The 13,728-nt window shown below is 62.0% G+C and carries 14 protein-coding genes, 1 tRNA gene and 1 rRNA gene; all 16 read right to left on the reverse strand.

What is annotated here, in order from left to right; all coding sequences use genetic code 11:
• Positions 1-131: 131 nt before the first annotated feature.
• A complete protein-coding gene (locus tag L6758_RS09275; RefSeq protein WP_237197089.1) occupies positions 132-947 on the reverse strand; it encodes an SGNH/GDSL hydrolase family protein in 816 nt (271 codons plus the stop codon).
• 41 nt (positions 948-988) lie between these two features.
• A complete protein-coding gene (locus L6758_RS09280; protein ID WP_237205722.1) occupies positions 989-2,062 on the reverse strand; it encodes a siderophore-interacting protein in 1,074 nt (357 codons plus the stop codon).
• A complete protein-coding gene (locus tag L6758_RS09285) occupies positions 2,055-2,894 on the reverse strand; it encodes an ABC transporter ATP-binding protein (protein ID WP_237205723.1) in 840 nt (279 codons plus the stop codon). Before L6758_RS09285 ends, L6758_RS09280 begins: the two co-directional genes overlap by 8 nt.
• Positions 2,895-2,898: 4 nt before the next feature.
• Entirely contained in the window at positions 2,899-3,969 is a 1,071-nt protein-coding gene (locus L6758_RS09290; RefSeq protein WP_237205724.1) for a FecCD family ABC transporter permease, read from the reverse strand.
• On the reverse strand, positions 3,969-4,472 hold the full coding sequence (locus L6758_RS11025) for a FecCD family ABC transporter permease (RefSeq protein WP_336603552.1): 504 nt from the start codon (positions 4,470-4,472) through the stop codon (positions 3,969-3,971). The genes L6758_RS09290 and L6758_RS11025 overlap by 1 nt, the downstream gene beginning before the upstream one ends.
• Positions 4,441-5,022, reverse strand: a complete 582-nt coding sequence (locus tag L6758_RS11030) for an iron chelate uptake ABC transporter family permease subunit (RefSeq protein ID WP_272878600.1) — start codon at positions 5,020-5,022, stop codon at positions 4,441-4,443. Before L6758_RS11030 ends, L6758_RS11025 begins: the two co-directional genes overlap by 32 nt.
• Positions 5,023-5,025: 3 nt before the next feature.
• Positions 5,026-6,078, reverse strand: coding sequence for an ABC transporter substrate-binding protein (locus L6758_RS09300; RefSeq protein WP_237205725.1), 1,053 nt, complete (start codon positions 6,076-6,078; stop codon positions 5,026-5,028).
• A 353-nt stretch (positions 6,079-6,431) separates the two neighbouring features.
• Positions 6,432-6,505 (reverse strand) — tRNA-Thr (locus tag L6758_RS09305).
• 41 nt (positions 6,506-6,546) lie between these two features.
• Complete coding sequence (locus L6758_RS09310; RefSeq protein WP_237205730.1) at positions 6,547-7,776, reverse strand: ATP-binding cassette domain-containing protein; 1,230 nt, start codon at positions 7,774-7,776, stop codon at positions 6,547-6,549.
• A gap of 5 nt (positions 7,777-7,781) precedes the next feature.
• The gene (locus tag L6758_RS09315) at positions 7,782-8,537 is read right to left on the reverse strand and encodes an energy-coupling factor transporter transmembrane component T family protein (protein WP_237205726.1); all 756 of its coding nucleotides are present in this window, start codon (positions 8,535-8,537) and stop codon (positions 7,782-7,784) included.
• A 3-nt stretch (positions 8,538-8,540) separates the two neighbouring features.
• Positions 8,541-9,398, reverse strand: a complete 858-nt coding sequence (locus tag L6758_RS09320; protein WP_237205727.1) for a hypothetical protein — start codon at positions 9,396-9,398, stop codon at positions 8,541-8,543.
• Positions 9,399-9,448: 50 nt separating this feature from the next.
• Positions 9,449-10,462, reverse strand: a complete 1,014-nt coding sequence (locus L6758_RS09325) for a nucleoside hydrolase (RefSeq protein WP_237205728.1) — start codon at positions 10,460-10,462, stop codon at positions 9,449-9,451.
• Positions 10,463-10,660: 198 nt separating this feature from the next.
• The gene (locus L6758_RS09330) at positions 10,661-11,539 is read right to left on the reverse strand and encodes a DsbA family protein (RefSeq protein ID WP_237205729.1); all 879 of its coding nucleotides are present in this window, start codon (positions 11,537-11,539) and stop codon (positions 10,661-10,663) included.
• A 1,173-nt stretch (positions 11,540-12,712) separates the two neighbouring features.
• A complete protein-coding gene (locus L6758_RS09335; RefSeq protein ID WP_237197109.1) occupies positions 12,713-12,985 on the reverse strand; it encodes a helix-turn-helix domain-containing protein in 273 nt (90 codons plus the stop codon).
• Positions 12,972-13,322 (reverse strand): primase C-terminal domain-containing protein, encoded by a 351-nt coding sequence (locus tag L6758_RS09340; RefSeq protein WP_237197110.1) that lies wholly within the window; start codon positions 13,320-13,322, stop codon positions 12,972-12,974. Before L6758_RS09340 ends, L6758_RS09335 begins: the two co-directional genes overlap by 14 nt.
• Before the next feature lie 282 nt (positions 13,323-13,604).
• Positions 13,605-13,721 (reverse strand): 5S ribosomal RNA (gene rrf / locus L6758_RS09345).
• Positions 13,722-13,728 lie beyond the last annotated feature (7 nt).

The following is a 13,728-nucleotide window of genomic DNA, read 5'->3' on the forward strand; positions in this document are numbered from 1 at the left end:
TCCGCGGTTTTCCGCCCCTGCCACGCGAACCTGGGCACCGGCGTCCGCCCCTGCCAACCGGGTAAATTACACGCGTGTAATCTTAAGTGTGATGTTAACAGCTTAAGTCTTTTAATCCCGGCACCCACCTGTTAAAGGGCGGAGTCAGCTTCTTCCGGCAGCACATCAAAGCGGGTCCAGGTGGGGTACTTGGGGCTGATATTGTCTCCGGAGCTGGTGCCGCGCAGACGGCGGCCGATCCAGGGGACCACAAATTCCCGGGCCCATTTAGCGTTATCTAGGGCCTCTTGCACCCGGGTTTTGTGCAGGGGTGCGGGGATGACGGGGTCGCCGATACGAATGTTCTCGGCGCTCAAGGTTTCCAGCACCCGGCGGGCGGTCAGGGTATGGCCAGCGGCGTTCATGTGCAGGCGGTCAGGAGCCCAGTAGCGCAGGTCCAAAAGCTCGTGCATACGCCAGTAGTCCACGATGGTGATGCCGCGGTCGTCCGCCACCTCGCGCAGCAGCTCGTTGAAGAGGGCAACCCGGGCACGGTTACCGCTGAAGAAGCCCTTGGGGCCGGGGTCAAAACCGGTCATGGTAAAGACTTCGATGCCCTCATCACGCAGGGTCTTAAAGGCCGCGTCATAGCGCACCATCAGGGCGTCAACGTCAAAGCCCGGGCGGAGGGAGTCGTTGCCGCCGCCCACGAGAGAAACCAGGTTGGGTTTGAGTTCCAGGGCAGGTTCTAGTTGCTCTTCGATGATGGGCACGAGCAGGCGCCCGCGAATGGCCAGATTGGCGTAGGTGGCTTGGGGGTCTGCCAGCATGAACTGCTCGGCCACCCTGTCGGTCCAGCCGCGCACCCCGTTGGGGCGGTCGGGGGCGTCGTCCCCCACCCCTTCGCTGAAGGAATCTCCCAGGGCGACGTAACGGATAGATTCGTCTTTTCCGAGAATCGACATCATGCGGACTAGGCCTTTCTCTAGCAGGTGGGTACTAGGCCACTCTACCCCTCGGTCTGCCCCGCCTTCCAGTACCCCATAAAAGAGATGCTTTCTTTGGGCAGCCCGGCTTCGTTCACGCAAATACGGCGCAGAGTTTTGACCACCGTTGATTCACCGGCGATTAGCACGTAGGTGCCGGTGGGGTTTTCTGCCAGGTGCCAGAGGATGCCGTCCGTCTCCCGGTCGTCGTAGGGGTCGGCTGCGGGGGTTGGCTCAAGGGCGCAGGTTGTACGCAGGACGCGGGTAAGTTGCTGCCCGCGTGGTTGGCCGGGGGTCCGGGCCAGCACGTGCAGGCGGACGCCCGGCACCCGCTGGGTTGCCTGCCGCACCTCGGGGAGGCGGTCGAGAGCGTCCTCGGCGCCGGGCACCTCAAGGAACACCGCCCCGGTAGCTTCAGTAGGTAGGGAGCGCAGGATGGAGAGCAGGGCCGGGGCAGCGGTTTCGTCGCCAAGCAGGAGCAGGGAGGACGCCGCCCCGGGATTGTAGGAGGACCAAAGGGTAGAGCCGCGCAGGGGCGCCAGGATAGATACCTGCTGCCCCACCTGCGCCTGTTCGGCCCAGCTTGAGCCGGGCCCGCTGATTCCCTGGGCGTCAGTGTGCAGGACGAAGTCCACGTCGATTTCAGGCTGCAGGCCGGCGGGTAGGTCACGGGCCAGGGGTTCTAGGTCGGCTTCAGCGGCCGGGAACATGCCCAGCAGGGGTGTCTCGTCCAGCCCGACGGAGGGCACCAGCCGGGAGTTGCTGACAGTGTAGGTGCGCATGTGCCCACGTTCGCTGGCGGGGGCCGAGAGCCACCGGGTCCGCCAGGAGGTATCGAGCTCAATCATTGTGGGGCCGCTTGCCCCGGCGGGCGGGATTAAGAGTTTGATGTAGGCATCGTAGACCTGCCCCGTGCCGTCAGAGATAGGGGTGGCGGCGTGTAGCAGGGACCGGCCGGTCAGGGATACCCGCACAAAGGAGTCCGTCAGCTGCTCAACCCGGGAGACGGTGACGGGGAAGACCCCGTACTGGTTGATGGAGCGCTTGACTTCGCGGCGGGCAGAAGAGCGAGGCGCGGACGAGCGGGGCTTAGGCACGATTCTGCCCTGCCAGGTTTTCTGCCTCTTGGTTTACGGGGCGGGTGTGGGGAACCACGACGGTGGAGCCGTCCCCCAGGGGGTCGGCAACCGATGCCCGCAGGCCAAAGATCCGGTGTAGATTCTCCCCCGTCATGACCTCGGCTGCTGTACCGGCTGCAGCGATTTCCCCGCCCTTCATAGCAACCAGGTGGTGGGCTACGCGGGCTGCCAGGTTGAGTTCGTGCAGCACCATGACCATGGTGGTTCCGCGGCGCTCGTTGATATCGGCCAGAAGGTCAAGGAGTTCTACCTGGTGGGCCAGATCTAGGTAGGTGGTGGGTTCGTCCAGGAGCAGGATGTCGGTGTCCTGGGCCAGGGCCATGGCGATCCAGACACGCTGACGCTGGCCGCCGGAGAGTTCGGTGACCTGCCGTTCTGCCAGCTCCAGGGTGTTGGTGGCTTCTAGGGCCCAGGCGACTGCGGCGTCGTCCTCCCTGGTGTTGCCCCGAAAGAGCCCCTGGTAGGGGTATCGGCCGCGGGAAACCAGATCAGCCACGGTGATGCCTTCGGGGGCGATGGGGCTCTGCGGTAGCAGGCCGACCATGCGGGCAAATTCCTTGCCGCCATAGGAGGCGACCGGTTTGCCGTCCAGGGTAATCTCGCCGCTGCTGGGTTTGAGCAGGCGGGAGATACCGCGCAGCAGGGTGGATTTACCGCAGCCGTTGGGGCCGATGATGGCGGTAATTTTTCCTGCGGGGATGCTCAGTGAGAGGTCTGGCACGATGGTGCGGTCGCCATAGCCCAGGCGCACGTGGGTGACGGTGAGGTCGCGAGGCGTTACGGTTTTCACGAGCTTAGCTTCTTTCGGGTGAGCGGGTCAACAGCCAGATGAGGGCGGGGGCGCCAAAGGCACCGGTGAGGACGCCGGCGGGCAGGTTGATACCGCCGGGAATGAGGTTGGAGCCGATAAAGTCGGCGAGCACGACCAGGCTGGCCCCGGTCAGGGCAGCGGCGGTGAGGTTGTGGCGTCCGCCGGTCAGGGCCCGGGCGATAGGCCCGGCCATGAAGGCCACAAAGGCCAGGGGGCCTGTGGCGGCGGTTGCTACGGCTACCAGGAGCACGCCCAGGGCGATAAAGCCGGGGCGGACGGCGCGGGTCGGCACTCCCAGCCCCAGGGCCAGTTCTTCCCCTACCGCGGTGGCGTGCAGGGGCCGGTGGAAAAGGATAAGAGGCAGCAGCAGGGGTAGCAGGAGCAGCGCCAGGAGGCTGATGCGATCCCAGTTGGCTGTGGACAGGGAACCTGCCAGCCAGTGGGTGAGCGTCTGGGCGCTGGTGGTTGAGGTGCGAGAGAGCAGGTACTGGATGAAGACTGACCCCAGGGCTGAGATACCCAGGCCTACCAGAATGAAGCGGTTACCTGCGCTACTGTCGCCCGCTGAGAGGGCCATAATCAAGAGGGCAACAGCCAGGGCTACGGCGATAGCCAGCAGGGTCAGCGGCAGCTCGCCCAGGCCCAGAAAGACGATACCGATAACAGCACCCAGGGCAGCCCCGTTGGAGACGCCGATAATGTCCGGGCTGGCAATCGGGTTGCGCAGGAGCAGCTGGAAGATAGCCCCGCCCAGGCCGAAGGCTGCCCCGGCCAGGGCACCGAGGACGGCACGGGGTAGTTTTTCTTCCATGACGATGTAGCGAGCCCCCTTGGCGCTCTCGATAGTTCCGCCGCCAAGGATGGTGAAGAAATCGGGGATAGTCACGGTGTAGGAGCCCAACAGTACGCGCACCGTGCACACCGCAATCAGGGTCAAAGTAAGGCCGATGATAGCGAGGGCTGGGCGGCGGCGGGCTCGGGTGCGGACGCTGGCCACTGTTTGGGTGGCACTTTGGGCAGCGCCCCGAGGCTGGGGGCTAGGTAGGGTCGGCATTAGAGGTTAACCGCCTTACCGCGTCGTACCAGGTAGATAAAGACGGGTACCCCCAGGGCTACCATCATGACGCCCACCTGGATTTCCTGGGGTGGGGCGATGACGCGTCCGGCTGTATCCGCCAGGATGAGCAGGGCTGCCCCGAACAGGGCGGAGAGGGGCAGAAGCGCCCGATAGTCGGCGCCTGCGAGCGCACGCATGGCGTGCGGGGCGAGCAGGCCGAGGAAGGCGATGGGGCCGGTGAGGGCAAGGGCGGTGCCGACCAGCAGGGTGATGCCGCCGGTGATGACGAGGCGGCGGGTGGCAACGTTTTCGCCCAGGGAGGCTGCCATGTCATCGCCCAGGGCAAAGCTATTGATGGTTTTCGCTCCGGTGAGAACGATGATAGCCCCGAGAGCTAGTAGCGGGGCGGCTACCGCCAGGTCAGAGAGGTCGGCCCCGGCGACGGTTCCAATCTGCCAGCGGCGCAGGTTATCGAGGGTGGCCTGGTTGGTCAGAATCAGGGCGCTGGTGACCGCCCCTAGACCGACCTGCGGTAAGGGCCGCTCCCATCAGGGCTAGTTTGATGGGGGTCGCTCCCCCGGTACCGAGTGAGGCCAGGGCGTAGACGGCAAGAGCTGAAGCGACCGCGCCGATAAAAGCCCAGAGGGCAAAGGCCGCTGTAGAGTCGGCGGAAAAGAAGGTGATACCGGCTACCACCGCGCAGGCCGCCCCCACGTTGATACCGAGGATTCCGGGGTCTCCCAGGGGGTTGCGGGTGATGCCCTGGAGCCCTGCCCCGGCAAGCCCCAGGCCTGCGCCCACGACCCCGGCGGTCAGCGTCCGCACCGCCCGCTGGGTGAGTACCGCCGCGTCCGCTTCTGTAACCTGCCCGCCGACCAGGTAGTCCAGCAGGGTACCTGGGCTGACGGGGCGGGCGCCCAGGGCAAAGCTGGCGAGGGCTGCCCCCGCAAGGAGCAGGCCCAATAGGAGGGATAGCGCCAGTAGCCGCCGCGCTCCCCCGGTGGGGGTAGCACGGCGGCTAGAGGGGCGCCAGGCGGGCACGGAGGTCACCGGTTAGGACGCCTGGCTTGCGTCGATAGCGGCCGAGAGCTTGGCCAGGGTTTCGGTCTGGTTGATAGCCCAGTCCAGGGAGAGCGGGGACGCTGCCGAAAGAGCCAGGGAGATAGCGGCGTCGGTTTCTACGACCAGGCCGCCGTTAGCTACGGCGGGCATCTGGGAGAAGAGGGTGTTGCTCTTGATCGCTTCTTCGTCGGAGTCACTGGTGCCCCAGGCCCAGACCACGTCTGACTGGACCTCGGGCAGAACCTCACCTGAGATGGTCATGAAGAAGGCGTCAGCTTCGGTAGCGTTCTGCTCGATGTAGGGGGCCAGTTCCATGCCCAGGGAGGTGAGGAAGAGGGAGCGGGAGTCGCTGGCTACGTAGGCTGAGAGGGTCTGGGCTTCGAGGTCGAACATGCCTGCGACGAAGGTCTTGCCGGCCAGGTTGGAGTACTGGGCTGCGGCGTCGTCGATGGTCTTCTGGGTAGCCTCGATGAGGGCGGCACCTTCGTCGGTCTTCTGTAGCATGGCTGCGGCCTGGTTGACGACGTCTTCCCAGGAGGCAGCGTAGGCGCCGACGCCCTCGGGGGCGGCAACGACGGGGGCGATGGCGGTGAGCTTGTCGTAGACTTCCTGGGTCATGTCGCCGTAGACGGAGAAGATAGCGTCGGGGGCCAGGGTGGCGAGGGCTTCGTAGTCGGGGCCGTCGGTTTCGTCGTAGGTCACGGGGGCGGTGCCGCCGAGTTCGGCCAGCTTGGCGTCGAACCAGTCGGTGGAGCCGTTGGCGTTGGCGCCGTAGGTGACCACGGGGGTACCGGCGGGTACTACGCCGAGGGCCAGGAGGACGTCGGGGTTCTTCCAGAAGTTCACGACAGCAATTTTCTGGGGTACCGCGGTGAAGGTGGTCTCGCCGAAGGCGTGCTTGACGGTGTAGCTCTCACCTGAGGCTGCTGAGCTGGTGCTGCTGCTTGAGGTGTCGTTGGAGCCGGTGGTGCATGCTGCGAGCAGGCCGGTGAGGGCGGTAGCTGCGGTGGCCTTGAGGAAGGCGCTACGGGTGATGGCGACCATGGTCTTGTGTTCTCCTGGGAAGGGTGTTCCGTTCTATAGGACTATCTATAGAACTGCTTAGGTGAGCCTAAGCCAGGAATAACACTATCTTTTGCTTGCGTATTTGTGCAAACGCTGGGTAGCTAGGTGCGAACAGTGAGGTGGGGGTATCGGGCTCGCAGCGAAGCTGCTGGCTCGATGAAGTGAGCGGGTGCGAGCGCGCGAGCACGCAAGAGCGAACGGAATCCGCCGTCAGGCGGGGCGTGAATCGCCTCGTGAGCGAAGCGAACCAGGCGAGAGGGTCGGCAGCGAGCGCGAGCCCGGATGCCCCATATCTAGATAGTGGGTATTGCCCTGTTTTTGGGCACAAAGAGAGCCCCCTACCGGATTCGAACCGGTGACCCCCTGTTTACAAGACAGGTGCTCTGGCCAGCTGAGCTAAGGAGGCAAGACTTTTCAAGTGTACCCGATATTGCGGGCGGGTGCATGTTATCCGGGGGTATCTAGCTGATAGTGGTGCAGGGGCAGGCGGGCTGCCAGGGCACCGGTGAGCTGCTTATCGTGGGTGGCGACGATAGCGCTGCCGCCTGCGGTGCAGTGGGCGGCGATGAGCGCTGCGACCTGCTCGAGGCCGGGGGCGTCTAGCCCTGCGGTGGGTTCGTCGAGGAGTAGGCAGGACGCCCCGGCGGTGAGCGCTTCTGCTAGGGCAAGCAGGTGCTGTTCGGCGGGGAGCAGGTCGAGGGGGTGTGTTTCGCCAGAGCCGGTAGGCAGGACGGCGTCGCGCAGGGCTTCGCGGGTAGGGCCGCTAGCTTTGGCCCCGTTCCCCAGTTTCATGTCAGCATCCACGGTGGAGGCCAAGAAGTGGTGGGCGGGGGTTTGCGCCACCAGCTGGGCAAGGGCAGCGCGGGCGGGGGCGTCCTGCCGGTGGGGCTGTAGCCCGCCGATGGTGAGCTGCCCGGCAACTGGGGGTAGGAGCCCCGCGATGGTGCGCAGCAGGGTGGATTTTCCGGTGCCGTTGGGGCCGGTGAGGATCAGGCAGTCGCCGGGGGTAAGGTCCAGGTCAATACCGGTAGCAACGGAAGGAGCCACCGGTTTCTTCCACCGGCGGCGGGCCGGGGCAACCGGAGATATAGAGAGGTCACGGGCCAGGACGTCTGCTGCGGCTCGGGCGGGCAAAGGCGGCAGAGACGGCGCTCCAGCAGACGGTGCAACGCCTTCCCCCAGATTTTCGACGCTAGCGGCAAGGCTCTCTTCGTCGGCCTGGGGCCTGGCTGAGGCCCAGGCCAAATCTGCCGGGTAGCGGGTAAAAGCGTCCAGCACCCGGGCCCGCATGGCGTCGTCAAGGCCAAGCAGGGGTTCGTCGAGGGCTAGAGCTGGCGCAGCCACCCCGTCGAGGTTTTCGTCCACCCGCCCCAGCACCAGGTAGGCCGCCAGGGCTACCAGCTGGGTTTGCCCACCCGAAAGTTGCAGGGGGTGAGCTGCCAGTAAGTCGGTAATTCCAAGGTCAGCTGCAACAGCCTGTACAGCCCGGTGGAGCTGTTCCCGGCTATCCACAGCCTGCTCTACCCCCAGGGCAATTTCTTCGGCCACGGTGGGTACCAGCCCCGTCATCAGGGCCTGGGGGTTAGAGGGCACAAAGAGCCCGTCCCGTTCCTGGGCCCAGGTCTGCAGCCGGGCAGACTTTCCCGTCCCCCGGGCCCCAAAGACCAGCGTCCGCATATAGATCACAGCAGCACCCCCGTATAGGCAGCAAGCACGAGCAGGCAGGCCAGCGGCAGGAGCACCCAGCGGAGGTAGCACTGGGTGCGACTGTCGGTGTAGTCCTGCCAAAAAATTCTGGGCCCGGCCCGGTCAATCCCGCGCGCGCCTAGGGTTGCCCCTCGTACCTCGTGGTCGAGCAACAGCAGGTTGAAGAGGGCGGACGCCGTCCGCACCCCCAACCAGGCACGGGCGACTCGCGACCCGTCGGCCATGCCTCGGGCGCGGGCGGCCCGCTGCACTAGGCGGGAGTAGTGGGCCAGCTGGGCCGGGGCGTTGAGCGAGGCCACCAGCAGATAGATGAGCCTAGGTGGCAGTCCCCAGACGGTCAGGGCATAGCGCAGGCCAGCGGCCCCGGTGGGTAGAATCAGCAGGGCACAGGCCGACCCGAAGGCCAGAATCTGCAGGGCTAGGGCCAGGCCAGCCCGGGTGCCCTCGGCAGTCACTTCAAACACCATCCAGTGCACGGGCGCCCAGGTTGCCCATACGGTTTCTCCCCCGCGTGACACCAGCTGGATGATAAAAGCCATCACCGCAACCGGCGCCAACCCCACCAGGACCAGGCGCACCCAGGGGGCAAGCGTCCGCCCCGCCCCGTGCAGGACGATGAGCACAGCCAGCAGCCCCGCCTGCCAGATCAGTGGCAGCGGGGCAAAGGCTAGCAGGAGCCCGGCGCAGCCCAGGGTGACCCAGGTGCGGGGGTTCAGGGTGGGGGCGCTCACCGGTTAGCGGCCGAACTGACGACGGGCGCGGACGGGCAGACCCTTGATGATGAGCCAGACCAGGGCGAAGGCAATGGTCTTATCGAGCGGGTCAGAGAGCAGAGATTGCAGGGTTGTAGCACCCAGCAGGGACTGGCCAGCAGCCTGCAGGGCCGCAACCACGGAACCGGTACCCACGCCCTGGCCGCCGCCAAAGACGAAGGCTGCGATGGGGGCGCCGACGAATCCGGCCAGGATGCCGGTGATAAAGCCCGCGAACAGGGCTCCCCAGAGTTTGCGGAAGAGGCCCAGACGGCCAGCGTAACCGGCCAGGAAGCCAATCAGGGCGGCACCGGCGGCGAAAGGAATGGTGGTGGGGTTGATGGTGAGGCCCCAGGCAAGGTTGGTGATAATACCGGTCATGGCTCCGGCGGCGGGTCCGGCCAGCACACCAATGAGCACGGTAGCAACGGAGTCAAGGTAGAGGGGAATACCCGAGAAGCCGATGAGCTGGCCCACGATGATGTTGAAAGCTGCCGCAAAAGGTATCAGGGCGATGGTGGCAAGGGGTAGGCGGCTTAGGTTAGCCGTCAGAAGCAGTAGGACGCCCGCGGTATAGCCCAGCATGAGCGGCAGGGAGATAGCGGCTTGGGCATCGCTGGTGCCTTCCAGGTAGCCCGCGTAGTTGGTGGCGCCGCCTGCGGTGAGGACGGCCCAGGTGTAGGTTCCTGCGATCACCAGGGCGGCGAGCAGGTTGAGCACCTTCTGGGAGGTGGTGAGCGGTGTGTTGTGTTCTGGGTTTTTACCGAGGAGCCCGGCAGCTGCCGAGGTCCTCTGCCCAGACGTTGAGGGCTCTGCGGTGGTGTGTGTTGAGGGGGCCATGCCCACCCCTTTCTGTAGAATAATTGTTCTTTTTATTTTTTGAGCTGGTCCTAGCCAGTCCCCTTTGGGGCATACACAGCCCGAACGGTCTGGATCAGGTGCTCAAAAAATTCGGGAGCCAGGGCGCTGGTCAGGGCCTGGGCGTTCGGTTCACGCCCCCAGCGTCCTAACCAGTCGGCCACTACCTGGCCGCGGGTGAGGGTCCCGGCCAGCTCAACGTCGAGCGTCACCGGTGTACCCTCCCCCAGCGGGGTGTGGGGATGGCCGTTCACAGCAAGGGCCCGGTTTACCGCCAGGGCTGTCACGAAAGGGTCGTGCACGTGGGCAATGAAACCCAGCTTGTCCCATTCGTGAAATTCCATGTAGAACTGCAGGGCCCCGTCTAAAGCGGTAAAGAGTTCTCCCCCACCGGCTAGGAGGCGCTCTCGCAGCTGCGGGGTCATGACAGCCTGCTCGGTGGTATCCAGGGGGCAGAGCAGGGGCGCGTAGGGCAGGTCCAGGTCGGCGCTGCTGTAGGCTGCCAAAACCTCGTGTAGGGCCTCGGGGTCAGAGTGCACGTTCCACTCGGTGGTGGGCATGGTATTGCCCCGGTGGTTGAGTGCCCCGCCCATAATCGTCAGGCTGGCTAGGTACTGGGGTAACTCAGGGTCGAGGCGCAAGGCCAGGGCCAGGTTGGTGGAGGGGCCCAGGACGAGCCCGTGTAGCTTTCCGGAGAAGCGGCGGGCTGTTTCTACCCACAGGGCAGCACCCTCGCCGTGGGCCCTACCGGTTGGTTCCTTCTGCCCGGGAAGCAGGCCGTACCCCGTACCCAGCGGGCCGTGGGTCTCTTCGGTGGTGGTGAGCGGCTGGGCCAGCGGGTTCTCAGCACCGAGGGCCCAGGGGGTACCCTGCCCGCCGAGCAGTTCCAGCAGACCGCGGACGTTGCGTCCTACCTGCTCGGTACTCACGTTCCCGCCGGTTGCCGCGATACCCTCTACAGCAACCTGCGGGTGGGCAAAAGCGTAGGTGAGGGCAAGGGCATCGTCGATGCCGGGGTCGCAGTCGATGAAGAAGTGCAGGGTCATGAAATCTTTACGGTGCTAGGTAGTCGGTTACTGGCAAGGGGCAGGCTGACGTGCCCAGCGCGGGGCACAGAAAAAGGGGCAGCTACCCACCTTTACCCCGCTGTGAGCATGGGTAAAGGCGTGTAGCTGCCCCTACACGTTGTGTACCAGTTTAGTACACAGCGGCCAGGCCTTCTACAGCCTGTTTACTGGGTGAACTTAGGCGTTCTTCTTAGCTTCAATCTTTTCGGTGATCCAGGCGTTGAAGTCAGTTGAGTTAAAGACCTCGCCGTCAGCGAAGATGGTGGGGGTGCCGCTGATACCGTTGGAGGCTGATTCGAGGGTGACGGTCTGGACGAGCGGACGCCAGGTGTTGTTAGCGACGTCGTCCTTTACGTCTGCACCGTACTTCTCAGCAATCGCAACAAGCTCTTCGTTAGAGAGGCCACCGGTGCCCTGGTAGGTAAAGATTTCCTTCTGGAAGTTCAGGAAGTCTTCGGTGGAAACCTGGTTAGCCACGGAGTAGGCCACGTTGTTAGTACGGGCCGAGTAGAAAGTGGGGCTGGAGGCATCCAGGAAGGTCAGGTTACGGACCTCAAGAGTGATGTCACCGCTGGCAACGAGGGCTGCAATGGTGTCTGCGTTTTCGGTTTCGAAGGCTGCACAGTGGATGCAGTTGTAGTCCTGGAAAATCGTCAGACGGACGGGCTCGCCGTTATTGTCTGCTTCTTCGGGCAGGGCTACACCCAGGGGCATCTTAGCTTCGGAGCCGTCTGCAGCGGTGTAGGTTGCTTCTGAAGTACCCAGGTCGTTGCTGTCGCGGCTTTCTTCGCTGCTGCTGTTCTGCTCAATACCGTCAGCAGTCAGGACGATACCGCCGTACTGGTTAGCTGAGGACGGCACCGGTCCAGCGTCAGCAATCTGGTTGCGGTTGCCGTTGATGATGACGACAGCAACGATAGCTACGATGAGGGCGATGACGCCAAGGACGGTGAACTGAATCCAACGGGTGGATGATTTCGAGGTTTTCTTGGCCTGCTGTGCCGCCAGCTGGCGGGCACGCTCGCGGGCGTCAGTGGAGGGGTTTCCCTTAGACACAGGTGTGCCTCACTTTCGTACGTGCGTTCTTGATAGGTTCAAGCCTACCGTGATTTGACGGGGATATCTGCCCTTCCACAGAAGCTCAAACTGGTTTCCCAGGAAACAATTAGTTTAGGGGAATGACGGAGTAGATGGCTCTGCTTCTGGGATACAGGACAAAAAGCATGCCCCCAGCACCCCCACAATCCAATGACCACAAGACAAACAGCCCAGCCACACTTTCTACCGGGCACTGGTTATCTCCATCGATCACATCTTCATCGGTGGAGCAGGCTAGGTGTGTTGAGGAGGTTGCGCGGGTGAGAGCTGAGGTGTTGAGTGGTGGCTCTGCGTTTTTTAGAGGTGTGTAGTTGGTGATGGTCGGGCTGGGTAGTGCTCCGTCAGGGCTCGGCGGGGTGGTTTGAGCGTGGGGTGGGTGGTATTGCCGCCTAGCACCCTGACGGTAGGCATGTTACATAGTTTTTGATGGTGTGCTGACTAGGTGGTTTAGTGGGTTTGTTATCGAATCGTAATGTAGTAAGTTGACTTACTTAAAGTGTGTGTGATTGGGTTTAAGTGTTGCCAATCACCAGGGTGAAGATGCTCTGGGGTGAAAGTTTCGGAAAGTAGTAGTAGAGATAAGTAGAGATAAAAGGGCTGATATGCTATGCATGGCGAAAGCAAAAAACTCTTTATAGGATTTGTACTTGGTTTAATAGCTATAATTATTGGTAGTTTTGTCTTAGTGGCAACACTTATAATAGATTATAGTAACTTGTCGAACTCTGTAATTGGGTTGACTTCTATATCTATTGGCTCTATTGCGTGTTTAATGTGTGCTAGAGAAAAAGGAATAAAAAACAGATAATTATTGTAGGAAAACTTTCAGCTGATGAAAAAAATAATTATGATTTTGGTTTGCGCACTCGTCGGAGCTGTAGCTTATTGGCTTAGGGCTGAGTACAACATAACGACTTCGCGATACGCCAGTGTGAATGATGCTAAAGATGTAGATTTTAGCTGGGGATATTGCTTGCTGTGGGCCGCAGTCGGCGGGCTTATAGGCGCTTTGCCTATCAAGCCAAAAAAGCAAAAATAACGTAACTAAACTATTCATGTCAAAGAGGGGTACCTAAAAATAGGTACCCCTCTTTGACATGTACTAGGTAAAACAGCTTGATGGTGTATGACTTAAGTCACGCTAGACTGTTTGGATTTTGCTTCGTATTCTTGAACATAACGTCCAGCAGTGCTTTTGGAAATCTCTAACTTTTCGGCGATAACTCGTACGCTCATCCCTTCCGCACGGAGTTCCGCAACCTGCTCGCGCTTGGCGTTCGCTCGGGCAAGGTACTGGTCACGAGGTTCAGCCATTAGACGCTGAAAGGTGCGTGTGGTGACTCCCAAACGCTCTGCTGCTTCACGTGCGGTGAACTGCCTACGAACAGGCTTAAGCGCGCTCATAGTTCATCTCCTCCAGAAACTTTAAACGGCTTTCCATTTTTGATACACGCTGTGCCCCAGATTTACTACCTAGTGAGGAGCCCCAGCGTTTGCGGTTAGCCTCCGTCTGCTCAGGAGTAATCCGCGTCCACACCCACGAAGCAATCGACTTAGCAATCTGAGCAACCTCACCCTCACTCATCGGGCCACGAGAAAACTCATCAGCAATCACCGAAGCATTCTTCATCGAAGCAAAGGCGTACACCGTCTCTGACCACTCAGTGAAGTCCGTGTAGCGTAAACGCGCCCTGTAGGCCCACTGGCGGGTGAGATTGAAGAGGGCGACATTCCTGCCCACCGTGGAGTCTAAGACCGTCTGGGCGTTCCTGTGAGGCGCTGGGAGGGCTCCTACGTCCCCAAGAGCGCCCCACGTACTGAAGCAGGCAAGTCCTTACTGAATGAAGGGATTTCTAGGGCTCTTCTACGAGTAACCAGCTTGGATGAGGCAATGATCTAGTCAGCTTCTTTAGCGTCCTGGCGAGCTTATTAAAACAAAAAGGTCCTGGACGTAACGCCCAAGACCCCAAAAACAAAAAGGTCCTGGACAAACAGTCCAGGACCTTCCAGTATCCCAATCAAAAACCGGCGGTGACCTACTCTCCCACACCGTCACCAGTGCAGTACCATCGGCGCAAAGAGCCTTAACTTCCGGGTTCGGGATGGAACCGGGTGTTTCCCTCTCGCTATAACCACCGTAAACCTAC

Origin of the sequence: Rothia nasimurium (assembly GCF_928382285.1) — a bacterium.
Taxonomy (GTDB): domain Bacteria; phylum Actinomycetota; class Actinomycetes; order Actinomycetales; family Micrococcaceae; genus Rothia; species Rothia nasimurium_E.